At 72.6% G+C, this 21363-nt stretch carries 22 protein-coding genes; 6 read left to right on the top strand and 16 right to left on the bottom strand.

What is annotated here, in order from left to right; all coding sequences use genetic code 11:
- Nucleotides 1-232 precede the first annotated feature (232 nt).
- Both abc-f and ACFYNS_RS26985 read left to right on the top strand, forming a co-directional pair.
- On the top strand, nt 233-1879 hold the full coding sequence (abc-f, locus tag ACFYNS_RS26990) for a ribosomal protection-like ABC-F family protein (RefSeq protein WP_388605487.1): 1647 nt from the start codon (nt 233-235) through the stop codon (nt 1877-1879).
- A complete protein-coding gene (locus ACFYNS_RS26985) occupies nt 1876-2844 on the top strand; it encodes a virginiamycin B lyase (RefSeq protein WP_360292691.1) in 969 nt (322 codons plus the stop codon). Before abc-f ends, ACFYNS_RS26985 begins: the two co-directional genes overlap by 4 nt.
- A 563-nt stretch (nt 2845-3407) precedes the next feature.
- Here the strand turns inward: ACFYNS_RS26985 and ACFYNS_RS26980 are convergent.
- Complete coding sequence (locus tag ACFYNS_RS26980) at nt 3408-4565, bottom strand: FAD-dependent monooxygenase (RefSeq protein ID WP_360292694.1); 1158 nt, start codon at nt 4563-4565, stop codon at nt 3408-3410.
- Between the two features lie 75 nt (nt 4566-4640).
- Here ACFYNS_RS26980 and ACFYNS_RS26975 point away from each other — a divergent pair, with 75 nt between their 5' ends.
- Nucleotides 4641-5252, top strand: a complete 612-nt coding sequence (locus ACFYNS_RS26975; RefSeq protein ID WP_360292697.1) for a TetR family transcriptional regulator C-terminal domain-containing protein — start codon at nt 4641-4643, stop codon at nt 5250-5252.
- Nucleotides 5253-5450: 198 nt separating this feature from the next.
- Nucleotides 5451-6230 carry a class I SAM-dependent methyltransferase gene (locus ACFYNS_RS26970; RefSeq protein WP_360292699.1) on the top strand — a complete coding sequence of 260 codons (780 nt, stop codon included), beginning with the start codon at nt 5451-5453 and terminating at the stop codon, nt 6228-6230.
- A 231-nt stretch (nt 6231-6461) separates the two neighbouring features.
- On the opposite strand, the gene ACFYNS_RS26965 is transcribed toward ACFYNS_RS26970, so the two are convergent.
- The 4 genes from ACFYNS_RS26965 to ACFYNS_RS26950 all read right to left on the bottom strand — a co-directional run bounded on the left by ACFYNS_RS26965 (nt 6462) and on the right by ACFYNS_RS26950 (nt 10133).
- Nucleotides 6462-6881, bottom strand: coding sequence for an ankyrin repeat domain-containing protein (locus ACFYNS_RS26965; RefSeq protein WP_388605486.1), 420 nt, complete (start codon nt 6879-6881; stop codon nt 6462-6464).
- Nucleotides 6882-7000: 119 nt separating this feature from the next.
- Entirely contained in the window at nt 7001-7774 is a 774-nt protein-coding gene (locus ACFYNS_RS26960) for an HAD family hydrolase (protein ID WP_388605485.1), read from the bottom strand.
- A 130-nt stretch (nt 7775-7904) separates the two neighbouring features.
- Nucleotides 7905-9164, bottom strand: a complete 1260-nt coding sequence (locus tag ACFYNS_RS26955; protein ID WP_388605484.1) for a phosphotransferase — start codon at nt 9162-9164, stop codon at nt 7905-7907.
- Nucleotides 9165-9266: 102 nt separating this feature from the next.
- Complete coding sequence (locus tag ACFYNS_RS26950) at nt 9267-10133, bottom strand: GntR family transcriptional regulator (protein WP_360292709.1); 867 nt, start codon at nt 10131-10133, stop codon at nt 9267-9269.
- A gap of 234 nt (nt 10134-10367) precedes the next feature.
- Here ACFYNS_RS26950 and ACFYNS_RS26945 point away from each other — a divergent pair, with 234 nt between their 5' ends.
- Complete coding sequence (locus ACFYNS_RS26945; protein WP_019354313.1) at nt 10368-10550, top strand: hypothetical protein; 183 nt, start codon at nt 10368-10370, stop codon at nt 10548-10550.
- A gap of 201 nt (nt 10551-10751) precedes the next feature.
- On the opposite strand, the gene ACFYNS_RS26940 is transcribed toward ACFYNS_RS26945, so the two are convergent.
- The 3 genes from ACFYNS_RS26940 to ACFYNS_RS26930 form a co-directional block, all read right to left on the bottom strand.
- A complete protein-coding gene (locus tag ACFYNS_RS26940; RefSeq protein ID WP_360292713.1) occupies nt 10752-12026 on the bottom strand; it encodes a GNAT family N-acetyltransferase in 1275 nt (424 codons plus the stop codon).
- A gap of 74 nt (nt 12027-12100) precedes the next feature.
- The gene (locus ACFYNS_RS26935) at nt 12101-13051 is read right to left on the bottom strand and encodes an asparaginase (RefSeq protein WP_360292716.1); all 951 of its coding nucleotides are present in this window, start codon (nt 13049-13051) and stop codon (nt 12101-12103) included.
- 146 nt (nt 13052-13197) lie between these two features.
- Nucleotides 13198-13749 carry an ABC transporter substrate-binding protein gene (locus tag ACFYNS_RS26930; RefSeq protein WP_360292719.1) on the bottom strand — a complete coding sequence of 184 codons (552 nt, stop codon included), beginning with the start codon at nt 13747-13749 and terminating at the stop codon, nt 13198-13200.
- Between the two features lie 151 nt (nt 13750-13900).
- On the opposite strand from ACFYNS_RS26930, the gene dtd reads away from it, so the two are divergent.
- Entirely contained in the window at nt 13901-14326 is a 426-nt protein-coding gene (gene dtd / locus ACFYNS_RS26925) for a D-aminoacyl-tRNA deacylase (RefSeq protein ID WP_360292722.1), read from the top strand.
- A gap of 88 nt (nt 14327-14414) precedes the next feature.
- Here the strand turns inward: dtd and ACFYNS_RS26920 are convergent, their stop codons facing one another.
- The 8 genes from ACFYNS_RS26920 to ACFYNS_RS26885 form a co-directional block, all read right to left on the bottom strand.
- Nucleotides 14415-15428 carry a glycine cleavage T C-terminal barrel domain-containing protein gene (locus tag ACFYNS_RS26920; RefSeq protein WP_360292725.1) on the bottom strand — a complete coding sequence of 338 codons (1014 nt, stop codon included), beginning with the start codon at nt 15426-15428 and terminating at the stop codon, nt 14415-14417.
- Nucleotides 15429-15460: 32 nt separating this feature from the next.
- Nucleotides 15461-15916, bottom strand: coding sequence for a transcriptional repressor (locus ACFYNS_RS26915; RefSeq protein ID WP_360292728.1), 456 nt, complete (start codon nt 15914-15916; stop codon nt 15461-15463).
- Nucleotides 15917-15993: 77 nt separating this feature from the next.
- A complete protein-coding gene (locus ACFYNS_RS26910; protein ID WP_360292731.1) occupies nt 15994-16794 on the bottom strand; it encodes an LAETG motif-containing sortase-dependent surface protein in 801 nt (266 codons plus the stop codon).
- 578 nt (nt 16795-17372) lie between these two features.
- Nucleotides 17373-17951, bottom strand: a complete 579-nt coding sequence (locus ACFYNS_RS26905) for an FABP family protein (protein ID WP_276476104.1) — start codon at nt 17949-17951, stop codon at nt 17373-17375.
- Between the two features lie 261 nt (nt 17952-18212).
- Nucleotides 18213-18578: a DsrE family protein gene (locus ACFYNS_RS26900; protein ID WP_360292734.1), complete on the bottom strand. Its 366-nt coding sequence runs from the start codon at nt 18576-18578 to the stop codon at nt 18213-18215.
- Between the two features lie 102 nt (nt 18579-18680).
- Complete coding sequence (locus ACFYNS_RS26895; protein ID WP_075003218.1) at nt 18681-18968, bottom strand: DUF1416 domain-containing protein; 288 nt, start codon at nt 18966-18968, stop codon at nt 18681-18683.
- 30 nt (nt 18969-18998) lie between these two features.
- Nucleotides 18999-19835 carry a sulfurtransferase gene (locus ACFYNS_RS26890; protein ID WP_360292737.1) on the bottom strand — a complete coding sequence of 279 codons (837 nt, stop codon included), beginning with the start codon at nt 19833-19835 and terminating at the stop codon, nt 18999-19001.
- 763 nt (nt 19836-20598) lie between these two features.
- Nucleotides 20599-21315 carry a DUF2993 domain-containing protein gene (locus ACFYNS_RS26885; RefSeq protein WP_360292740.1) on the bottom strand — a complete coding sequence of 239 codons (717 nt, stop codon included), beginning with the start codon at nt 21313-21315 and terminating at the stop codon, nt 20599-20601.
- Nucleotides 21316-21363 lie beyond the last annotated feature (48 nt).

The raw sequence follows: 21363 nt of genomic DNA, 5'->3' as shown, positions 1-21363 counted from the left end.
CCGTCCGGCTCCCGCGATTTCCCTCTTTTCCGCCTTGCCGTGACCGCGGTCGCCGTGCCAACATCTTATCGCGACAGGCGTCGCGATAAAAGCCCGCCGATCGCATCCCGAACCGTCACCCGTCGCGCACGCCGCGACACGGATGAGGAGTTGCCGATGCTCGACCAGAGCGTTCACCCGGTCCCGCGGTCCCCCTTGGCCGCTTCCTTCCTGATCGCTTTGGAGAACACGCATGGCTACCCGGATCACGGCTTCGGCCGTCACCAAGTCGTACGACGGCCGCACGGTTCTGGACGGAGCGAGCTGCTCCCTCTCGGCGGGTGAACGAGCGGGAATCGTCGGGGAGAACGGTTCCGGCAAGACGACCCTGCTCCGTCTGCTCGCGGGCCACGAGAAGCCGGACGTGGGAGAGGTCGTTCTGCACACCGAGGGAGGTGTGGGCTACCTCGCTCAGGATGCGCCGCTGCCTGCGGAGCTGACAGCCCAGCAGGTCATCGACGGCGCGCTGGGCGAGCTGCGCGCCATGGAGCGACGCCTGCGCACGCTGGAAGCGGCGATGGCGGAGGGCGAGAAGTCGGTCCTCTCCGAGTACGGGGACCTGCTGACCGCGTTCGAACTGCGGGGCGGATACGACGCCGAGGCCCGCGTCGAGCGCGCGCTGCACGGTCTCGGGCTGGGGCTCCTGCCCCGCGGCCGCACCGTCGGCGGCCTCTCCGGTGGCGAACGGGTGCGGCTCCGGATGGCCGCGCTGCTGGCCGCGAGCCCCGAGGTGCTGCTGCTGGACGAGCCCACCAACCACCTGGACGACGCCGCGCTTCGCTGGCTGGAGGAGCATCTGCGGACACGCCGCGGCACCACCCTCGCCGTCTCGCACGACCGCACCTTTCTGGAACGGGTCGCGACGACACTGCTCGAGGTGGACGGCGATCGCCGCACAGTCGTCCGCTATGGCAACGGCTATGCGGGCTATCTGGCGGAGCAGGCCGCAGCCCGCCGCCGCTGGGCCGAGGCGTACGAGCGCTGGCGGGCCGAGGCGGAACGGCTCCGGGAGGCCGCCGCCACGACGGCCCGCAGGGTGGCGCCCGGTAGGGCGATGAAGGACGGCAACAAGATGGCCTACGACCGGGCCGCCGGGCGCGTCCAGCATTCGCTGGCCGGACGGGTCCGCAATGCCGAGGAACGGCTGCGCCGACTGCTGGCGGACCCTGTGCCGCCTCCGCCGGTGCCGCTGCGCTTTGCGCCGGAGCTACGCGCCGGGGGACTGCGCGGCACGGTGCTGACGGCCGAAGGAGTCGCGGTCCGGGGCAGGTTGCCGCGGACCGACCTGGCGCTCGCGGCGGGCGAGCGGCTGCTGGTGACGGGGCCGAACGGCGCGGGGAAGAGCACACTGCTGAACGCCCTCGCCGGGAAGCCGGTACCGGACGCCGGCCGGGTCGCGCACCGGGGCACGATCGGCCACCTGCCCCAGGAGCCCGAGATCCCCGGCGGATCGGAGCAGACCCTGCTGGAGGCGTACGCGCACGGCCGTCCCGGGCCGCTTGCCGAGCACACCCGGCGGCTGCTGGCGCTGGGTCTGTTCGCCTCGGAGCGGCTGGAGGTGCCCGTCGCCCGGCTCTCCACCGGCCAGCGGCAGCGCCTGGCCCTGGCCCGGCTGGTGACCACGCCGGCCGACATCCTGCTGCTGGACGAGCCGACCAACCACCTGTCTCCCGCGCTGGTCGAGGAGTTGGAGGAGGCCTTGCACGCCTACGAGGGGGCGTTGGTCGTGGTGAGCCACGACCGCAGGCTGCGGCAGCGCTGGCGGGGTGCGCGGCTTGCACTGGAGGAACCGAACGCGGCGCTCCCCGAGGAAGCGCCGGGAAACAGGAGCTGTCGATGAGTCAGGACCCGGCGGGCACCGCGCACGCACCGCATTCCATGTCCGACCACGGGAGGGAGCCGACCTCGTCGGCGCCGCCGGTGGCCGTGGCCACCACGGCGGCCTTCGGCCCCGGAACGGGCCCCTACGGCATCGCCACCGGCCCCGACGGGGGACTGTGGGTCACCCTCGTGACAGCGGGCGCCGTGGCCCGCGTCACGCCGGAAGGCCGGGTGACGACCTGGCCGCTGGACGCGGCGGATTCGGGCCCGACAGCGATCACGCCAGGGCCCGACGGAGCCCTGTGGTTCACTCGCACCAGGGACCATCGCATCGGCCGGATCACCGTCGACGGGGAGACCGCTTCCTTCGCCCTCCCGACACCGGAGTGCGGCCCGTACGGCATCGCGGCGGCCGCGGACGGGGCGCTCTGGTTCACGGAGACCAGCGCCCATCGCCTCGGCCGGATCACCACGGACGGCGAGGTCACCGAGTTCCCCCTGCCGGTCGACGGCTGTTTTCCCTCCGCGCTGGTGGCCGGCCCGGACGGGGCCCTGTGGTGCACGTTGAACCAGGCGGATGCGATCGCCCGGATCACGCTCGAGGGCAGCGTCACGTTGTACGAGCTGCCCAGCGCGGGAGCGGCACCGGTGGGTATCGCAGCCGGGGCGGACGCGCTGTGGTTCGCGGAGATCGGCGCCGGTCAGCTCGGACGGATCGACATGGACGGCCGGGTCCAGGAATTCCCGCTGCCCGACCGGCAGTCGAGGCCGCACGCGGTGGCCGTCGGCCCGGACGACACCTGCTGGGTCACCGAGTGGGCCGGCAACCGCGTGGCCTCCCGGGCCCCTTCGGGTCATATCGTGGAGCATCCGCTGCCCACACCAGGATCGGAACCGCACGGCCTGACCCTCGGCCCGGACGGCGCCCTCCATGTTGCCCTGGAGCGGGGAGAGGTGGTGCGGATCAGCACATTGCGGCCCTGACGGCCCTGTCCCGCGACCGTCCCTTGATCGACCCTGCCCTGCTCTGACCGTGTCCGGAGCAGTCGGAGCGGGCCTGGCCGTTTCGGGCAGCCGACCCTCCCTGACCTGCGCCCCGGCACTGGTACCTGCACCGATACCGGTGTCGGCGCCAAACGGTGGTACTGGCATCGGCGCCGACGCCGGTACCAGCACGGCTCCGGCCCGGAGCCCCGGCCCGATCTGCTGGAGACCGACCCGGAGCCCCGGCCCCGGTCTCCAGCCCGGGCCTTCGGCATTGACTCCGGCGCCGGTACCAGCACCTGCCACGGGCGCCGGCCCCAGTACGGGGTGTCGGCGCCGGTTCGGTCCCCGCACTGGTACCGGTGCCGAGCCTCGGGACCGGCCTCCTCAGCCCCCGCGGTCCGGCATCGGCCCGCGGTCCGGCATCGGCCTCCGACTCGGGGCCCGGCGCCGGAGGCCGGGTCGAGCGCCCGGTCCTGGTGCCGGCTCGGGTCCGCGGGCAGGGGCGGGGACCTGCGGCGGGGCCCGCGGGGGCCACCGGGGAAGGTGCAGCCCCGGGTGGGTCAGGTCAGCCGGGGTGGGATCCAGGCGTGGTGGCGGAGGACCATGCGGGTCGTGATCCGGGAGGGGGTCAGCCGCATCGCCGTGTTCCGGAGGGCGACGGCCAGGGGATGGCAGAGCTGCTGGCCCATCCGTCCGGCCTGCCGGGCGGCTCCGGCGACGGCCTGAGCGCGCGGTCGGCGCTCGGCGTCGTAGCGGGCGAGTGCGGACTCGGTGGTGGGCTCGGTGCCGAGCGAGGCGGCCAGCACGACCGCGTCCTCCAGCGCCTGGCAAGCACCCTGTCCGAGATTGGGGGTCATCGCGTGCGCCGCGTCGCCGAGGAGCGCGACTCGGCCGACGGTGTACGAGGGGAGCGGCGTGCGGAGTTCGTGGACGTCGTGGTGCAGCACATCCTCCGCTCGGGTCGCCTCCAGCAGGGCGGGTATCGGATCGTGCCAGGTGCCGAACCGGTGGCGCAGTTCGGCCAGCGGGTCGGCGTACCGCGTTCCGGCGGGGGTGCTGAGCACGGCGTGCCACTCGGCTCGCCCGTCTCTGAAGGCGATGTGCCCGAACTCCATGCCCTGCCCCCAGGTCAGTTCGAAGTCGGTGGGCAGGTCGACCGGGTGCTCGGTGATGGCGCGCAGGACCGTCGAACCGCTGTGGACCGGGCCGGGATGGTCCGGGAAGAGGCTTCCGCGGATCGTGCTGCCGATGCCGTCGGCCGCGACGACCAGGTCGGCCTCCAGGGCCGCTTCACCGCAGTCGACGTGCACCGTCGCGGGGCCGGTCTGCACGACGCCGGCCGCTTCGGAGCCGATCAGCAGGGAGTCGGCGGGCAGGGAGTCGCGGAGCAGCCGGTGCAGGGTGGAGCGGGGGATTCCCGTGATCGGGGTGCCCACCGCTCTCTCCAGCGCCGCACCGTCCATCCGGGCCAGCCGACCGCCGCGCGGTGTACGGGTGCCGCCGAGGTACTGGCCTCGCGAAGCGGCCCGTACCGCCTCGCCGACGCCGAGTTCGTCCAGTGCCCGCAGGCCGTTGGCGGCCAGCGAGATACCTGCCCCCGCGTCGTCGAGCACGGGTGCGCGCTCGAGGACCGTCACTTCCCATCCGCTGCGGTGCAGGCCGATCGCTGCGGCGAGTCCGCCGATACCCCCTCCGACCACCACTGCTGTGCTGCCCATGCCGAACCTCGATCCAGTCTTCTACAGGCGTAGAAAGCGATCCTATCCGGTGCTCTACAGGTGTAGAAAGGAGGTATGGCTTCGGACCGGCGCACTCTCCTGGCGGACACGGCGATCGACGTACTCGCCGAGGAAGGGATCCGCGGCCTGACCCACCGCGCGGTCGACCGCAGGGCGGCCCTGCCGACCGGGACCACCTCGGCCTACTTCCGTACGCGTGCCGCGTTGCTCAGCGCTCTCGTCACCCGCCTGGTCCACCTCGACCAAGCCGAACTGCAGGCCGCGGCCGAGGCGCTGCCACCTCTGCGCACCGCCGAGGAACTGGTGAACGGCATGGCGCTGCTCATCGGGCAGCGCCTCACCGGCGAGGGCCGCCGCCGCTCCCTCGCCCGCTACGCCTGCGCCGTCGAGAGCGTGCGCGACCCGGAGCTCCGCGAGATCCTCGTACCCCGCGACAACGCCGGGCGCGAGGCCGTCCGGTCGTTCCTCGCCACGCGCGGTGTGCCGGACGTCGAGAGCCGCACGCATACCCTGTTGACCTGCATCGACGGGCTGGTCTTCGATCACCTCGTCAGCGGTGGCGAAGTACGGCGCGACGCCCTGGACGGCTTGGTCGCCGCCGCACTGCGGGAGGACCCGGGCGTTCGGCAGGACCGGGGTGTTCGGCAGGACCCGGGCGTTCGGTAGGACCGGGGTGTTCGCGCTCGGGTTCGAACCGGCCGACAGCGCCAACTGCCCCCGCCGCCTCCCGAGACGCTCACCGGCCGGGGCCGGGGCCGGGGCCGGGCCAAGGCGGCGCGAACAGCCGGAGGCACAGCGGGGGCCAGGACCGGAGCCGGGGGAAACCGGTTGGCGGTGGCGCGGCCGAACCACGAGGATGACGGAATGGCGCGCTCGTTCGATGAACTGGTGGCGGAGGCCGCTTCCGTCTCCGTCGAGGGCTGGGACTTCTCCTGGCTGGACGGCAGGGCGACCGAGGCGCGGCCCTCCTGGGGGTATCAGCGGCAGATGAGTGCCCGGCTCGGCACCGCCTCCGCCGCGCTCGACATCCAGACCGGCGGCGGTGAGGTGCTCGCGGGGGCGGAGCTGCTGCCGCCGGTGATGGCCGCCACCGAGTCATGGCCGCCGAACGTGGCCAGGGCGACCGCGCTGCTGCGCCCGCGTGGCGTGGTCGTCGTCGCTGATAGGGACGAGGCTCCGCTGCCGTTCGCCGACGGTGCGTTCGACCTCGTGGTCAGTCGGCATCCGGTGCGGGCCCGGTGGTCGGAAATCGCCCGGGTGCTGGAGCCGGGCGGCAGTTACCTGGCTCAGCATGTGGGCCCGGCGTCCGTGTTCGAACTGGTGGAGTATTTCCTCGGCCCCCAGCCCGAGGCTCGGCGGCTGCGGCGGCCCGAGGACGAGCGGGCGGCGGCCGAGGCGGCGGGGCTGGCGGTGGTGGACCTGCGGTCCGAGCGGCTCCGTATGGAGTTCTTCGACGTCGGAGCGGTGGTCTACTTCCTGCGCAAGGTCGTGTGGATGGTTCATGACTTCAGCGTGGAGCGCTACCGCGAACGGCTGCGGGAGCTGCACGACCGGATAGAGCGCGAGGGGCCGTTCGTCGCCCACTCGGCGCGCTTCCTCGTCGAGGCCCGCAAGTCCGTAGGCGGAGCCGGTGAGTCATCCTGACCGCCTGACCGCCTGACCGCCTGACCGCCTGACCGCCTGACCGCCTGACCGCCTGACCGCCTGACCGCCTGACCGCCTGACCGCCTGACCGGATGGTCGGATGGCGGGCAGGCCGTGGCCGTCCGGCCGCCCCGATCGCGAACGCCGTGAGCGAATGGCCCCGCGGCGGGCCCGTGGAGGGGGCCGGTCGCGCGGTGCGACCCGCACCCGTGGGCCGGGACCGGCCGGGGACTACTGCTCGCCGAAGAGTTCCAGCAGCTCCCGCTTCTCGAACATCCGGGCGGTCTCCATGGCGGACGGCGTCCCCGCGCGCGGATCGGCGCCCGCCTCGACGAGGACCCGCACCACCGCGTCCTCGCCCTTGAAGACCGCGCCCGCGAGCGGGGACTGCCCCCGGTCGTTGGTGCGGTCGGGGTCGGCGCCCTGCGCCACGAGGGCGCGCACGGTCTCGGGGTGACCGTGGTAGGCGGCCAGCATCAGCAGGCTGTCGCCCTTGTCGTTGGTCAGGTTCGCCGGGACGCCCGCCTTGACGTAGGCGGCGACGGTGTCGGTGTCGCCGTGCCGGGCCAGGTCGAAGATCCGCTGCGCCAGTTCGAGGACCTCGGGGTCGTGTGCCGGTTCTTCGCTCGCGGGGGTGGGTGCGTCACTCATGGGGCCAGCGTACGGACCGCCGCGCTGACCGGACGGATTGCCGGGGCCGTCCGCCCTCCTCCGGCGGTCCCGCAGACGTCTCCGCGGCCGTTCCCGCAGATCTCCCCGCGGCCGTTCCCTCAGACGTGCGCCAGGGGGTCGACCGTGAGCAGGATCTCGCGCAGTGAGCCGACGACCCACTCGGCACCGGCCGCGCGCAGCTCCCGCGCCTTGCGCTCGTTGCGTGCATAGCCCACGAAGCCGACCCCGGCGGCTCGGGCGGCTGCCGCGTCCTGCGCGGAGTCCCCGATCATCGTCGTGACGGCCGCGTCCGCGCCGGTCGACTCCAGGGCACGCAGCACGCAGTCCGGGTCGGGCTTCAGCCGCAGGCCGGTGCCGTTGCACACCCGCCCGCACAGCCGTTCGCCGAAGGGCTCCAGCAGATTGCGTCCGGCGAGGTAACGCCGCACCGCCTCGGCGGAGTTGTCGGTGGCGACGGCCACCGTGCGGCCCGTGGCGTGCAGGGTGCGCACGAGGGCGTCCGCGTATCCGGTGGGGAAGGCGACCGCCGCGGCGGCGACCTCTTCGCTCGACAGGGACTGCTCCATCCGCCGCGCGCTTTCCGGCGGCAGCAGCGTGCCGTCGTCGAAGGCGGCGGTCAGCAGCCGCAGCGGATCGGAGGTCTCCGGCCATCCGGTGGCCGGGCCGTCGGGGCCGTCGGCGTAGGTCGCGCGCAGCGTGTCGGCCACTGAGGCGGCGGTGCGCCGGGCGAAGAGGTGGCACAACGGGCCGTCGAAGTCGAATATCACGCTCTCTGCCGAGCTGATCCGAGCCGAGCTGATCTGAGCCGAGCTGATCCGAGCCGAGCTGATCTGAGCCGCGTTGTTCTGAGCCGCGTTGTTCTGAGGCTGCACTGCCGCCACCATCCTCCGTGTCCCCGTTCGTGGGCCTCGGCCGCCCCGTTGCCGGGGCAGCGCCGTCGGCCGGGCAGGCAGTGATTGTCGCAGGCGTGTCCGGGGGGTGGGCAGCGGCCGCTGCTCCCGGTCAGCGGAGCCGCGCTGCCGTGCACAGTTCGGCGTATGCCAGCTCGATCACGCCCGGGCTGGGCACGTCGGCCAGCTCCAGCGGTTCGGCGGCGCGGACGAGGACGTCGTGCACGAGCTTGGCGGTACGGCCGAGCTGCTCGGCCCGCGCCGGGGTGCCGTGGGCGGTGTCGATCGCGACGGCCTGCCGGACCACGTCGGCGAAGACGGACTGGGCCCGCTTGTAGGCGAGGTAGCGGGGGAGGTCGTCCGCGAGTCCGGCGTCGGCTCCGGGCAGCACCGCGGTGACGGCCTGCCGCCACTCCGCGACGACCCGGGCGCGCTGCCGGGGCGGGTAGTCCATCAGGTAGAGGTGTGTCGCCAGGTCGTAGAGCGGGTCACCGAACGCGGCCAGCTCCCAGTCGATGGTCCACAGCGTGTCGGCCGGGTCGACGATGAAGTTGGCCCGGTGCAGGTCACCGTGGAGCAGACAGCTCGGTCGGTCGGTCAGCCGTGCGGCCTCGGCCGCCAGCCGGGAGTGCGGTCCCAGCACGTCCGGCGGGATGCCGAGGCGGGCGAAGAGCGGGCCGAACTGCGGCAGGCGGGCGCGGTGTGCGTGCTCCCTGGTGAAGGCGAGGAGTTCGCGGAGGAAGCCCGCACTGCTCCCGCTCGGATCGTGTTCCTCGTCCGCGTGCCGCCCGTCCTCTCCGCGGCTCTCGTCCTTCCCGTGCTCCCGGGACGACTCGCTCCGGCCGGGGTCTGTTCCGCGCGCCGCGGGTACCCGCGGCGCGCGGCCGGGCTGGGCGGGGGTGTCCTCCGCGGCGGGGGCGAGGGGGGCGCCGTCGCGCTCCGGCGTCCTGCCGGGGGAGTCCCGGAGCCGGCGGGCGTGCAGGTCCCCGGGGCGCAGCCGGCTCAGGGAGGCGAACCGTTCGATGATCTGCCGCAGGTGGCCGGGGGCGACCGGGTGGCCGCGCGGGCTGAGGGACGCCAGGGTCCGGCCCTCGACGAATCCGTGGAAGACCGTGCCCGACCGGCGGACCCGGTGGACGGGGGGTACTCGGGGTACGCCGAGTCGGGCCAGGTCGAGCAGTACCTCGTCCTCCGAGGCGAAGGACCGCCGGTCGAACCACAGGGCGTTCTCCCGCGGTTCGCCGATCTTGACCCGGCCCAGTCCGGTCAGCTCGCCCTGGGGCCGCACCACGTACCACTCGCGGTGGTACCCCGCCAGGGGGCCGTCCACGGAGCCGATCGCTTCGGCCTGCTGGAGGGCGGGAGAGGTCATCGGGGAGCTGTCCTCGGGGCGGTGGGTCCGGCCTCGGAGATCACCGGGGTGCCGGAACTTTACCGGGCGCTGCCGATCCGGTTCTCGCGGCGTCCTCGCCGGTCACCCGAAGGGGGTGGCGATGGTGTCCCACAGGGAGTCGAAGAACTGCTGCGACTCCGCCACGAAGCTGGCTTCCTGCTCGTCCCGCGCCTCCGGGCCCCGCGCCGAGCGGAAGAGCTTGGCGGTGAGGCCGAGGACGTCGTAGAGGGCGAGCTGCTCGCCTCGGAAGGCGGCCTCCTCGTTCTTGACGACCTGGTAGTAGCCGATGAGTGCCTCGTCCCCGTTGAGGAGGTAGAGCTTGTGGGTGGGGGTGAGCGGTACGGCGCGGACCGTCAGCGTCACCGCGGTGCCGAACGGGGCCAGGGAGTGCAGGGAGTTGCTGAGCGCGTCGATGTAGGTGGTCTGCATCCGGTGCAGCCGTTCGCGGGGTTTGGGGTCATCCGGGTCGTCGATGAGCCGCGGGAGGGCCAGCCTGGCCTGGAGGCTGGGTACGAGGACGCGCGCGGTGACCGAGCGGGGGGTGAGCTGGTGGTCCATGACCTGGCGGACGGGCCAGGCCAGCGCGTTGTTGAGGGTCTCGGTGGTGAGGGAGAACGCGTCGATGGTGAGGTGCTCGGCCTGGAACGCCTCGTGCAGCCGGTCGGCCAGCTCCACTCCCGCACTGCGTGGGGCCTCCGCGTGGTACGTGGGTTCGGCGACGGTGGGGGAGGCGCCGCGTCCCACGTTCTCCAGGAACCCTTCCTGGGCGAGGGCCGCCAGGGCTTCGCGGACGGCGCTGCGGCCCACGGAGAACTCCGCTTCCAGCTCTCGCTGGGTGGGGAGGCGGGTGCCGGCCTGGAGTCTTCCGGTCCGGATCTGCTCGCGGAGGGTGTCGGCGACCACATCGCGCGGGCGGCGGCCGCTTGCGGACGTCGGCTTCCTGGTCACGCGATGACCATACAACTTCGCTCCACAAGCCGTCAGTTGTCCAGGAGATGTTTCCAGATGGTGGACAACTGGGAAGACAGTGAGTGAGTTGGTCGCCAACTTTCAGATCTGGCAGACAACCTTGCCGGTTCTTTCTCCAGGTCGGCCCCGAGCCATCAGCCCGTCCGACGCCGTGCGGGCACCCGGTACTCCCAGCACAGCCGTTCCTCTCGCGCCCGAGAAGGAGGGACCGCCATGCCGTTCTTCGCGCTCGCCGTAGCCATCGCCGTCGTCGCCTTCGAGCAGTTGGTCCAAGTGCGCTACGGGGTCCTCGGCCTCGTGGGCTTCCTGCTGCTGAGCATCGGCCTCAAAGCCCGGCACACCGGATGCAGCACCGCCGGGGCCCTCGTACTCGCCACGCTGCTGCTGCATCCCTGAACTCCGGACGACCGGCGGGGGGTCGTCCGGACCGTGCGCACAGCGCCGCGCGGCGACCGCCGTCATGCCGCCTTCCCCACCCATCAACCCACGCCACGGGGAAGGCGGCTTGACGACGGCATCCCGGGCTCCGGGCCCCGGAGTCCGGTGGGGAATCGCCCGGCAGCCGCCGCCCGGACCCGGCCGCCCGGACCCGGCCGCCTAGAACATGTCCTGGCACCACGGCCGCCGCGCCGTACGGAACAGCGCCTCCGCCCGCTCCGCCGCCCCCTCGCGGTGCTCGGCCAGCCGTCCCAGCGCCGCCAACCGCACGGCCGACTCGTCACCCAGGAAGAGGGTGCCCAGCTCGCTGACGTCCAGCGACACCTCCGGATCCTCCCGGGTGGCCGCGCAGCGGGCCCCGCCCCGTGGCCCGCCGGTCTCCAGCGCGAAGCGCCCGTTCGCGTAGCCGTCCTTGTCGCGCACCTCCAGCACCAGCGTGTCCGCGGCCGCGTAGTCGCGGGCCGCCAGCATCCGCGGCACGTCCAGCGGCCGCAGCCACAGCCAGTCGGCGTGGGTGACGGTGCGCGCGGCGCGCGGGTCCGGCAGCAGCATCGGCAGGATGTCGTCCGGGGCGCGGCAGCCGGTCCGTACCCGCAGCACCCAGTCGACGGCCAGGACGAACCGCCACAGCGCCGTTTCCCCGGCGGTCGTGGTGGCGAACAGGTCGCGCACGGTGAGGGTCTGTTCGGGCTGCTTGGCCTGCCAGACATCGTCGGAGGTGTAGGACACCCCGCCTTGCGGCTGCCCGTCCGCGTCGCGGTAGACGGCGTGGAACGCGGGGGTGAATCCGTCGTCCGGGAAGCGCAGCGCGCCGGTCGCCGTGCGCCACCACTTCGCGCGGCGGTCGATGGCACCCTGCCGGTGCCGGCCGGTGCGGAACCGCTCGTGGACGGCAGGCATCAGGGCCCGGAACTCCGCGGCGTCCACCAGGTCCACCCGGCCGCCGTCCCCGAGGTCGGCCGGTCCGGCGTAGCGCCGGTCCAGGCCCGTGCGGGCGACGAGGACCTCCCGGTCGGTGGTCCAGGTCGCGGGGCCGAAGCCGTACCGCCCGTAGATCGGGTACTCGGCCGCGACCAGGGTCGCGCACACCTCGCCGCGCTCCTTGGCCGCATCCAGCGCGTTCGCCGTCATCCTGCTCAGCAGCCCGCGCCGCCGGTGCGTGGGCGAGACGGTGACGCTGGAGACCGCGCACGCGGGCAGGAGCGCGCCGCCCGGCACGGTCAGCGACTGCGGCAGCGTGCGGAAGGTGCCCACGCAGCGCCCGCCGTCGTAAGCGCCCTGGATCCGGTCGAGGTCCGTGTCCAGCGCGCGGACCGCCACCTCCTGCTCGCCGACGGCGCCGGGGCCGCGGAAGAAGCCGGTGGAGACGGCGCGCAGCCACTCCGGATACGCGTCGGGACCGGCCAGGGTGCGGACGTCGAGGGGGGTCGGCATGGGCTCACGCTAGGCCGTGCCCACCCGGCTCGCACCTGGATTTCGCCCCGGGTGCGCGGCCTCGCCCCGCGGGCTCAGAACGCCGCGCGGACCTCGCCGACCCGGGCGCCGCCGCCCAGGATCGGTACCGTCGCGAGCCGGTCCAGCACCGCGGAGCTGACTCCCATACGAGTGGAGAGGGCCCGGGCCACCACCGGCCCCAGGGCGCGCTCCGCGCCGTCCTCCACCTTGAGCGCGAGGGCGCTCCCGTCCGGCAGCGCGATCCCCTGCACGGCCTCGGCGCCCATCTTGCTGACCGCCCCGGGCAGTTCCCGCATCAGCCAGGTGTCGTGCCGCCGGGTGCCGCCCACGTGGGCGGGGTGGGCGCGCATCGCCTCGACGACCCGGCCCTCGGGGCTCTGCGCGGAAGCCAGCGCCAGGGCGCGGTATCCGCGCGCCAGCCCGGTCAGTGAGACGGCCATCAGCGGCGCACCGCAACCGTCCACACCGGTGTGCGCCACCGGGTCGCCGGTGGCCTCCTCCAGCGTCTCGCGGACCAGCTTCTGCAGCGGGTGGTCGGGGTCGAGGTAGCTGTCCAGCGGCCAGCCGTTGGCTTGGCAGGCGGCGAGCATGGCCGTGTGCTTGCCCGAGCAGTCCATGGCCAGCGGGGTGCGGGTGTTGCCCGCCGCCAGGAACGCCTCGGCCTCCTCCGGGTCCAGCGGGAGGGAGGCGGGGCACTGCAGGTCCGCGGTGCTCAGCCCGTGCTCGGCCAGCATCGTGCGGACCAGGTCGAGGTGGAAGCCCTCGGCCGAGTGGCTCGCCGCGGCCAGCGCCAGCCGCTCGCCGGACAGCTCCAGCCCCGAGCGCAGCACCGCGGCCGCCTGGAACGGCTTGTTCGCGGAGCGGGGGAAGACCGGCGCCTCCGGGTCGCCCAGCGCGAAGGTGACGCTCCCGTCGGCCGCCAGGACCACCAGCGAGCCCCGGTGCCGCCCCTCGGTGAAGCCGGACCTGACGACCTCGGCGAGCACGGGGAGTATCTCGGGCATCTCGGGACCTTCCGGTGGTGCACGCCCTACGGCGGCGTGCGGAGCAGACGGATATGTGGCCCTTCACCGTAACCGGATGCGCGGTGCCGCAGAACAGACACCCCTGGCCCCTCCCGTCCCGGCCCCGTCCCGGCTCCCGCCCCGCGCTACGGCAGCAGGTCGTCCACCTGCGCTTCCCCTTCCCGGTAGCGTCGGGCGATCTCGGTGCTGCATTCGTCGGCCGTCTGCTGCAGCGACTGGCGGCGCCCGGAGACCTGTTGCTCGTAGCGGATCAGCCGTGCCGTCGCGTCGTGCAGCTCGCCGTCGGTGCGCGCCTTCAGGTCGCTCAGCTCCACCTCGGCCAGCATCTCCTCGGCCAGCGCCCGGTACTCCTCGCTGCGCGGTGCGGCGAGAGTCACATGCCGGGCGGAGGAGCGGTGGCTGGACGGACCGTCCGCGAGGATCTGCGGCAGCAGGTCCAGCAGCGGCGAGCCGGCGGAGGTGCGGCGGGCCAGTTCGGCGCCGAGGATGTCGATCCGCCCCTGCAGCAGTCTGCGCACATAGCTCAGGTCCGCCTCGTCCTGCTGTGCCGAGCGCCGCAGGATCCGCAGTTCGCGCAAGGAGAGCGCGTTCAGATCCGGTCGCTCCGGCTCGCGCAGCGCCTCCAGGGCCCCGGGCCGCCGCGGTGTCCTGGACGGGCCCGCTCCGGTTGTGCTCATGGGCTTGTGTCCCCTCATCCCCATCGCGCGGTACCGGTGAACGCACCGCGTGTGCGCATCGTGCCACTCCGTGTCCCCTGTTCGCACCGATCTCCCCCGGCGGCTTGCGGCCGCGTGCCCGGGCCGGACGGCGGCACGGCATCATGGCGGCATGCGAGCAGTGGTGCAGCGGGTGGACGGTGCGAGCGTCGCCGTGGACGGCGCGACGGTCGGGGAGATAGCGGGTGAGGGCCTGTGCGTGCTGGTGGGAGTCACGCACGACGACACCTCGGAGAAGGCGGCCCAGCTCGCGCGGAAACTGTGGACCGTGCGGATTCTGGACGAGGAGAGGTCGTGTTCGGACACCGGAGCGCCGCTGCTGGTGATCAGCCAGTTCACTCTCCACGGTGACGCGCGGAAAGGGAGGCGGCCGACGTGGAACGCGGCGGCGCCCGGAGACGTCGCCGAACCCCTGGTCGCCGAGGTGGTCGACCGGCTGCGGGCGCTGGGCGCCACCGTCGCCACGGGTGTCTTCGGAGCCGATATGAAGGTCTCATTGACCAACGACGGCCCCTTCACCCTGCTCCTGGAGGTCTGAGGCCGGTGCACCTCCCGGAGGGCTGAGGCGGGGATCAGCCTGGCCGGGGGCCCGCCGCCGCCCGGCCGGGGACCTGCCGGCCGACGCCCTACGGGGCGACGACGACTTCCTGTGCGGCGGCGGTGGCGTCGGGGCCGACGACGAGCTCGGCGTCGGGAGAGGCGTTGCGCTTGACGAGGGCGAGCGCGATCGGCCCCAGCTCGTGGTGGCGCGCCGAGGTGGTGACGAACCCGATCTGCCGCCCCTCCAGGCCCTCGGCGGCGAGCCGGACGGCGTCGCCGTGCGCCGGCAGCCGCACCTCGCTGCCGTCCAGGTGCAGGAAGACCAGGCGCCGCGGCGGCTTCCCCAGGTTGTGGACGCGGGCGACGGTCTCCTGCCCGCGGTAGCACCCCTTCTCCAGATGCACCGCCGAGCCGATCCAGCCCACCTCGTGCGGGATGGTGCGGTGGTCGGTCTCCATGCCGAGGCGGGGCCGCCGCGCCTCGACCCGCAGCGCCTCGTGGGCCAGCACCCCGACGGCCGGCCCGTGCGTGGCGGCGAAGCCGGTCAGCTCGCCGCGGGGCAGGAACAGGTCCCGCCCGTGCGGCGTCTCCCGGACGGCAAGGGCGCTGTCGGGCACGTCGGCGATGGAGCCCGCGGGCAGGTGGACGAGGGCGACCTCGGGGGTGCGGTCGGCGATCTCGACGCGGTAGAAGAACCGCATGCTCTCCAGATAGCTCAGCAGTTCGCCCTGTTTGCCCGGTTCGGTGTGCATCCACACCGTCGTCCCGTCGTCGACCAGCTCAAGCGCCTGTTCGATGTGGCCGTTGGCGGAGAGGATCAGCGCTTCGGTCGCCCGGCCGGGCGGGAGCTGTTCCACGTGCTGGGTGAGCAGCAGGTGCAGCCAGGAGAGCCGGTCCGCACCGGAGACGGTGACCACGCCGCGGTGCGAGAGATCCACGAATCCGGTGCCGTCGGCGAGAGCACGCTGCTCCTTGAACAGGTCGCCGTAGTGGGCGGCGACTCCCTCGTCGGGGGCTTCGGCCGCGACCCCGCCGGGCAGGTTCAGCAGCGGGCTGGGAGTGGGAGCTGCGGCGCTGGCGCGTGAACTGCTGGAGGACATACGCCCAGCCTACGACGGGCTGCGTCGGGCGCTCAGGCGTTGCCCGTGCTGTCGGCTCGGTCGGTGTCGGCGCTCTCGCCGCACTCCGCGCACTGCCCGAAGATCGCGAAGTGCTTCATGTCCGTCTCGAAGCCGAACCGCTCCCGCAGCGCGGTGGCGAACGCCTCGGCGACGGACAGGTCGGCCTCGATCACCTCGGTGCAGTCCCGGCAGACCAGGTGCATGTGGTGGTGCCGGTCGGCGAGGTGGTAGGTGGGCGCGCCGTGGCCGAGGTGGGCGTGGGAGACCAGACCCAGCTCCTCCAGGAGCTCCAGCGTGCGGTAGACCGTCGAGATGTTGACGCTGCCGGCCGTGCGGCGGACCTCGGCGAGGATGTCGTCCGGCGTGGAGTGCTCCAGCTTGTCCACGGCCTCCAGCACGAGCTGACGCTGCGGAGTGAGCCGGTATCCGCGCGCTCGGAGGTCGCTCTGCCAGTCGGTGGTAGCCACGGGGTCCAGTGTAGAAGCGGTACGGGCCCGGGTGCCCCCGTGGCACCCGGACCCGCGTCACCGGAAGGGGGAGACGATCAGTTCTGGCCGGCCTTCTTGCGCTTGGCCAGGAAGACCGCCGCGCCGCCGATCACGACGAGGGCGCCCGCACCGCCGACGAGCAGCGGAGTGTTGGAGCTGCTGCCGGTCTCGGCGAGGTCGCCCTCGCCGCCGTTGCCCTTGTCGGAGCCGCCCGCGGGCGCCGGGGTGTTGGCGTCCGAGGCGTTGTCGCTCGGCTTCTCGCTGGGCTTGTCGCTGGGCTTCTCGGTCGGCTTGTCCGAGGGCTTCTCGGTGGGCTTCTCGGTCGGCTTCTCGGTGGGCTTGTCCGTGGGCTTGTCGGTCGGCTTGGGCTTGGTGGCGTCCACGCTGTAGGAGCGCGTGAGGCGGTTGTTGCTGGTGTCCGGGTCGGGCTTGTCACCCTTGATCTCGGCGCGCAGCGTCTGCTTCTTGCCGGAGAGGGTGGCGGGAAGGTCCATGTTCTCCAGCGCGTCGCCGTCCGCGGCCAGGTTGGCCACGATGACGACCTTCTTGGCGCTCCAGGACTTCACGGTGCCCTTGTCCACCTTCGGCTTGCCGGTGAAGGTGACGTTCTTGACGGCGGTCACCGTGACGGTGGCCTTGGTGGCCTCGGGGCCGTGGTTGCCGAAGTTGCCGCCGATGCCGTCGCCCATCACCTTGCCGGAGTTCTTGTCGTAGAGAATCCCGGACGTCAGGCCGACGTTCAGCTCGGCGCCGCTGTCGTACGCGAAGGCGCTCGCCGCGGTGGCCAGCTGAGTGGTGGCCAGGCCGCCGAGCAGCGCGACGGTGGCGGCGGCGGAGGTTATGCGAGAACGATTCACAGAAGAGCCTTTTCCCCGTTGGGCGGTCGAGCGCCGGGGCAAGAGGGCACGAGAGCGCGCCGCAGGGGCCCCACCGGCGCTCGTGCCGGTGAATGGATTAACGCCATTCTTATCACTCAAGGGCACGCATTAGATTGCCTACCGGGAGTGATTTCGGCGACTCGTGCTGTAGGGGTCTCGCCGTGACCTGTGGATTCGCCTCGACCGGGGTGCCGGGGGAGGGTTCCCGAACTGGCGGGCGGAATCGCGCTATTCCACAGCTTTCACAATCGTGACATCTCCGAGACGTGCGCCGCGGGCAGGCCGCCGCTGCCGCCGAACGCGGCGGCAACAGCCGTCGAACGGAAGGGGAACGGCCCTCGACGGGGGAGGGGGACGGCGCCCGGGGAGGAGGGGAGCGGCCCTCGGCAGGGGAGTGGTGGCGCCCGGCGGGAGTGGCGGCGCCGCACCGCGGGGGGCGGGACGGTCCGAAACGGCGAGCGGGGACGCTCCTCGGCGGAGTGAGCGTCCCCGGCGGAGTGCCCGGAGTGTGAGCGTCCCCGGCGGAAGCGGGGAGCCAGGTCGGGGGAGTCAGGTCCTCAGCGGAAGAAGGCGATGCCGTCGTCGGGCAGGTCCACGACGTCCTTGGCCCATTCCTTGGGGTCCACGACCTTCTTCAGGTGCGCGGACATGTAGGGCCGCAGCGGCACCTCGGGCGTGGCCTTCTCGCCCACCCACATCAGATCGCTGTTGACGTAGCCGTACAGCCGCTTGCCGCCGCTGTACTCGCCGGCGGCCGCCGTGCGGGCCACCGCGTCGGTCGCCAGGTCGATCTGCGGCTTCTTCTCGGCCAGTTCGCCGTACCAGACCTCGGCGATGCCCTGGTCGCGGATCATGACGACCTCGACCTTGCGGTCCGCGTCGATGCGCCAGTAGCCCGTCTCGGTCTCCAGCGGGCGGACCTTCCGGCCCTCCGCGTCGAGCTCCCAGGAGTGCGAGACGTACTCCAGGAAGTCACGGCCGTCGTGGGTGAAGGTGACTTCCTGCCCGAAGTTGCACTTCTGCTCCTCCTCGCCCTCCTGGGCGTCGAGGGCGGCCACACCGGCACCGGTCCAATTGCCGAGCAGGAAGGCGAGGGGCACGAGGTCCGGGTGGAGGTCGGACGGAATCTCGATCATGGAACTGGTCGATCCCTAAGAGTGGCGGGCGTGCGAGCGGTCAGCGCTGGCCCTGGTAGAGCTTCTTGAAGGTCAGCCCGGCGAAGGCCACGGTGCCGACGCAGACCAGGACCATCAGGGCGGTGAAGAATGCCTCAAGCACGGGTGGCTCTCCTTGCGCGGTGTTCGGTGACCCCCCGAGTCTAATCGCCGCGGCGGGGGCGGGCCTCCCGAGGGGCTGCCCGGCGGACGCGGGGGCGCTCTGTGGACGAGGAGGCGCGCTCAGTAGACGAGGGCCCGGACGTCCTCGGCCATGATCTCGCTCACGAAGAGCTGTGCGCCCGCGATGCGGACGCCTTCGAGGACGTCCTTCTCCTCGATGTCACGGCGGGCCGCGCACTGGGTGCACAGCGTGATCCTGCCGCTCGCCTGGATCGCGGCGATGAGGTCGGGCAGCGGTGCCGCGTGCGGAAGCTCGAACTCCGCTGCGCGGCCCGGGAGGGCGAACCAAGCCGATTCGCCGGTCAGCCAGAGGCTGACCTCGGTGCCGCTCGCCGCCGCGACGGAGGCGACGGTGAACGCCTGCGAGCACCGCTCGGGCGCGTCAGCGCCCGCGGTGACCTTGATGACGAGCTTCCGGTGTGCCATACGGCCAGCATATGGGGGCTCCGCCCGGTCCCGGCCCCGGCACCGTGCCGGGGCCGGAGGCTCGGCACGCCGCCGCCGGACCTGGCGGAGCCCCTACGTGGCTCAGACCGCGATGGTGACCTCGGCCAGGCCGCCGTCCTGGGCGACCACCGTGCGGTCCGCGGTGCCGCCGGGCACCAGTGCGCGGAGCGTCCAGGTGCCTTCCGCGGCGTAGAAGCGGAACTGGCCGGTGGCGGAGGTGGGGACCTCCGCGGTGAACTCGCCGGTGGCGTCCAGCAGCCGCACGTACCCGGTGACGGGCTCGCCGCCGCGGGTCACGCTGCCCTGGATCGTCGTCTCGCCGGGCTTGATGGTGGCGGCGTCGGGCCCGCCTGCCTGTGCTCCGCACATGAGGGTGTTCCGTCCTTTCGAGGGGTCGGGTCAGTTGGAGCCGAGTTCGACGGGCACGCCGACGAGCGAGCCGTACTCGGTCCAGGAGCCGTCGTAGTTCTTGACGTTCTGCTGGCCCAGCAGCTCGTGCAGGACGAACCAGGTGTGCGCGGAGCGCTCACCGATGCGGCAGTAGGCGATGGTGTCCTTGCCCAGGTCGACGCCCTCGGCCTCGTAGAGCTCCTTGAGCTGCTCGTCGGACTTGAAGGTGCCGTCGTCGTTGGCCGACTTCGACCAGGGGATGTTGCGGGCGCTGGGCACGTGGCCGGGGCGCTGGGACTGCTCCTGCGGCAGGTGCGCGGGGGCGAGCAGCTTGCCGCTGAACTCGTCGGGGGAGCGCACGTCCACCAGGTTCTTGGTGCCGATCGCCTCGACGACCTCGTCGCGGAAGGCGCGGATGGCGGTGTCCTGCGGCTGGGCCGTGTAGTCGGTGGCCGGACGCTCGGGCACCTCGGCGACCAGGTCGCGGGAGTCCAGCTCCCACTTCTTGCGGCCGCCGTCGAGGAGCTTGACGTCCTGGTGGCCGTAGAGCTTGAAGTACCAGTAGGCGTAGGAGGCGAACCAGTTGTTGTTGCCGCCGTAGAGCACGACGGTGTCGTCGTTCGCGATGCCCTTGGCGGACAGGAGCTTCTCGAAGCCCTCCTGGTCGACGAAGTCGCGGCGCACCGGGTCCTGGAGGTCCTGCTTCCAGTCGATGCGGATCGCGTTCCTGATGTGGTTCTTGTCGTAGGCCGAGGTGTCCTCGTCGACCTCGACGAGCACCACCTTCGGGTCGTCGATGTGGGCCTCTACCCAGTCGGCGTCGACCAGAACGTCGCTGCGGCTCATGCTGTCTCTCCTCGTGAGGTGGGTGGATGCGGCGGAGGGTGCGAACAGGTGCGCGTACGCGGCGGCTCGCGGACACGGTTGGGTGCACGGCGGGGTGCGGTCGTGCGCGACGGTGCGCGGTGGGACGTACGCGGGACTGCGCTGCGGCACGTGTGCGGGTAGGCGGCGAGACGCCGAGCGGGCGGGGCGCCTCGGTCCCGGCGGGACGTGCGGACGGTCAGCGGGTCAGCGGGAGCCGCGACAGAGCATGGCGGCGATGCGGCACAGGTCCACTGCCCGGCGCTTCGTGAGGTCCGCCTGTCGCTTCATGCGCTCGATCGTAAGGACGACGACGGGTCTGTGTCACCGCCGATCCGCATCGTGAGATATTTTTGTCCGTATTACGGGATGAGTGCCCCCACGGGCAGGGCGGGGAGGCGGCGCCGGGCGGGTGGGTGCGGGGCGCGCGCACCGGGTCGTCTCGGATGGCGGGATTGATGATCTCGCCTTCAACGGCAGCCGGACGCCGAGGCGGTCCGGTGCCGGGCTCCGCACACGGCGACGACACCGTCGGATGCTGCGGCCCGCCCGGAATCCGGGCCCTGCGCCTCGGGCCGAGGGCTGCGCCCGGGGCGGGGCCCGGCCGGCCCCCAGGCGGGGCGGGGCCGTCGGGAGGAGCGGGGTCGCACGAGGGGGCCGGGCCCGACGTACCGGAGTCAGGTCCGTGCCCAGCGGTCCGCGACCGAGCGCCCCGGGACGGGGTCCAGGCGCGGGCTCCCGGGGGTCAGCCGGCCAGCCGGACGTCGGTGCCCGCCATGGAGACGTCCACGCCGCTCTTGGTCGCCTCGACCTTCTCCAGCCGGAGGCCGTCGGGGAGGCGGTCGATCTTGCGGTCGAAGTCGATCTTCTTGCGGATCGCGTCCTCGACGCCGGGCACCTTGGAGCCGGGCACCTCGTCGGCGTGCAGCCGCACCGTGTCGCCGCCGGTCACGCTGACGGTGCTGTAGACGCTGCGTTCGATGCTGCGGCCCACGACCGGGAGGACGATGCCGGCGGTGACCTTGACCTGGTCCTTGCCGGAGGTGCTCTTGCCGCCGTAGCTGACGCGTACCCCGTCGTCCGCCGCCTTGGACAGATCCGCGTAGGACAGGTGCACGGTGCCGGTGGCCCGGTCGGCGACCGCCGTACCGAAGTTGTTCGACAGCTTCACGTCGAGGGCTTCCATGGTGATCTTGCTCAGCCGCACCTGGCGGTCGTTCGCCGTGGCGGTGACGCCCTCGACGTCGACCTTCACCTTGTCCAGTTGCTTGCCGGCGACCTGGGTCAGAAAGGGGAAGCCCTCGATGGAGACGGAGGGGTCGCCGGACGACGCGGAGCCGAGCTGGCCCTTCAGTTTCTCGGCCACCTTGTCCTCGGCGAGGTTCACCGCCACGCGGTCGGCCGCCACGAAGAGCCCGGCGAGTATCACCAGGATCACCAGCCCTGTGCGGAGTGCGCGCATCGTGTCCGTATCCCCCCATGAGTCGGCGTGCTGGCTGCGAGCGTAACC

Source organism: Streptomyces sp. NPDC006925, assembly GCF_042869575.1.
GTDB lineage: Bacteria > Actinomycetota > Actinomycetes > Streptomycetales > Streptomycetaceae > Streptomyces.
This window is presented reverse-complemented; position numbering and strand designations above follow the sequence as displayed.

Coding starts and splice junctions, on each gene's coding strand:
- ACFYNS_RS26920 (WP_360292725.1), bottom strand. CDS start 15,428: ATGTCCTCCAGCAGTTCACGCGCCAGCGCCGCAGCTCCCACTCCCAGC.
- ACFYNS_RS26980 (WP_360292694.1), bottom strand. CDS start 4,565: ATGGGCAGCACAGCAGTGGTGGTCGGAGGGGGTATCGGCGGACTCGCC.
- ACFYNS_RS26890 (WP_360292737.1), bottom strand. CDS start 19,835: ATGAGCCGCAGCGACGTTCTGGTCGACGCCGACTGGGTAGAGGCCCAC.
- ACFYNS_RS26970 (WP_360292699.1), top strand. CDS start 5,451: ATGGCGCGCTCGTTCGATGAACTGGTGGCGGAGGCCGCTTCCGTCTCC.
- ACFYNS_RS26930 (WP_360292719.1), bottom strand. CDS start 13,749: ATGAGCACAACCGGAGCGGGCCCGTCCAGGACACCGCGGCGGCCCGGG.
- ACFYNS_RS26885 (WP_360292740.1), bottom strand. CDS start 21,315: ATGCGCGCACTCCGCACAGGGCTGGTGATCCTGGTGATACTCGCCGGG.
- ACFYNS_RS26905 (WP_276476104.1), bottom strand. CDS start 17,951: ATGATCGAGATTCCGTCCGACCTCCACCCGGACCTCGTGCCCCTCGCC.
- ACFYNS_RS26935 (WP_360292716.1), bottom strand. CDS start 13,051: ATGCCCGAGATACTCCCCGTGCTCGCCGAGGTCGTCAGGTCCGGCTTC.
- abc-f (WP_388605487.1), top strand. CDS start 233: ATGGCTACCCGGATCACGGCTTCGGCCGTCACCAAGTCGTACGACGGC.
- ACFYNS_RS26955 (WP_388605484.1), bottom strand. CDS start 9,164: ATGACCTCTCCCGCCCTCCAGCAGGCCGAAGCGATCGGCTCCGTGGAC.
- ACFYNS_RS26900 (WP_360292734.1), bottom strand. CDS start 18,578: ATGGCACACCGGAAGCTCGTCATCAAGGTCACCGCGGGCGCTGACGCG.
- dtd (WP_360292722.1), top strand. CDS start 13,901: ATGCGAGCAGTGGTGCAGCGGGTGGACGGTGCGAGCGTCGCCGTGGAC.
- ACFYNS_RS26965 (WP_388605486.1), bottom strand. CDS start 6,881: ATGAGTGACGCACCCACCCCCGCGAGCGAAGAACCGGCACACGACCCC.
- ACFYNS_RS26985 (WP_360292691.1), top strand. CDS start 1,876: ATGAGTCAGGACCCGGCGGGCACCGCGCACGCACCGCATTCCATGTCC.
- ACFYNS_RS26975 (WP_360292697.1), top strand. CDS start 4,641: ATGGCTTCGGACCGGCGCACTCTCCTGGCGGACACGGCGATCGACGTA.
- ACFYNS_RS26895 (WP_075003218.1), bottom strand. CDS start 18,968: ATGTGCGGAGCACAGGCAGGCGGGCCCGACGCCGCCACCATCAAGCCC.
- ACFYNS_RS26940 (WP_360292713.1), bottom strand. CDS start 12,026: ATGCCGACCCCCCTCGACGTCCGCACCCTGGCCGGTCCCGACGCGTAT.
- ACFYNS_RS26945 (WP_019354313.1), top strand. CDS start 10,368: ATGCCGTTCTTCGCGCTCGCCGTAGCCATCGCCGTCGTCGCCTTCGAG.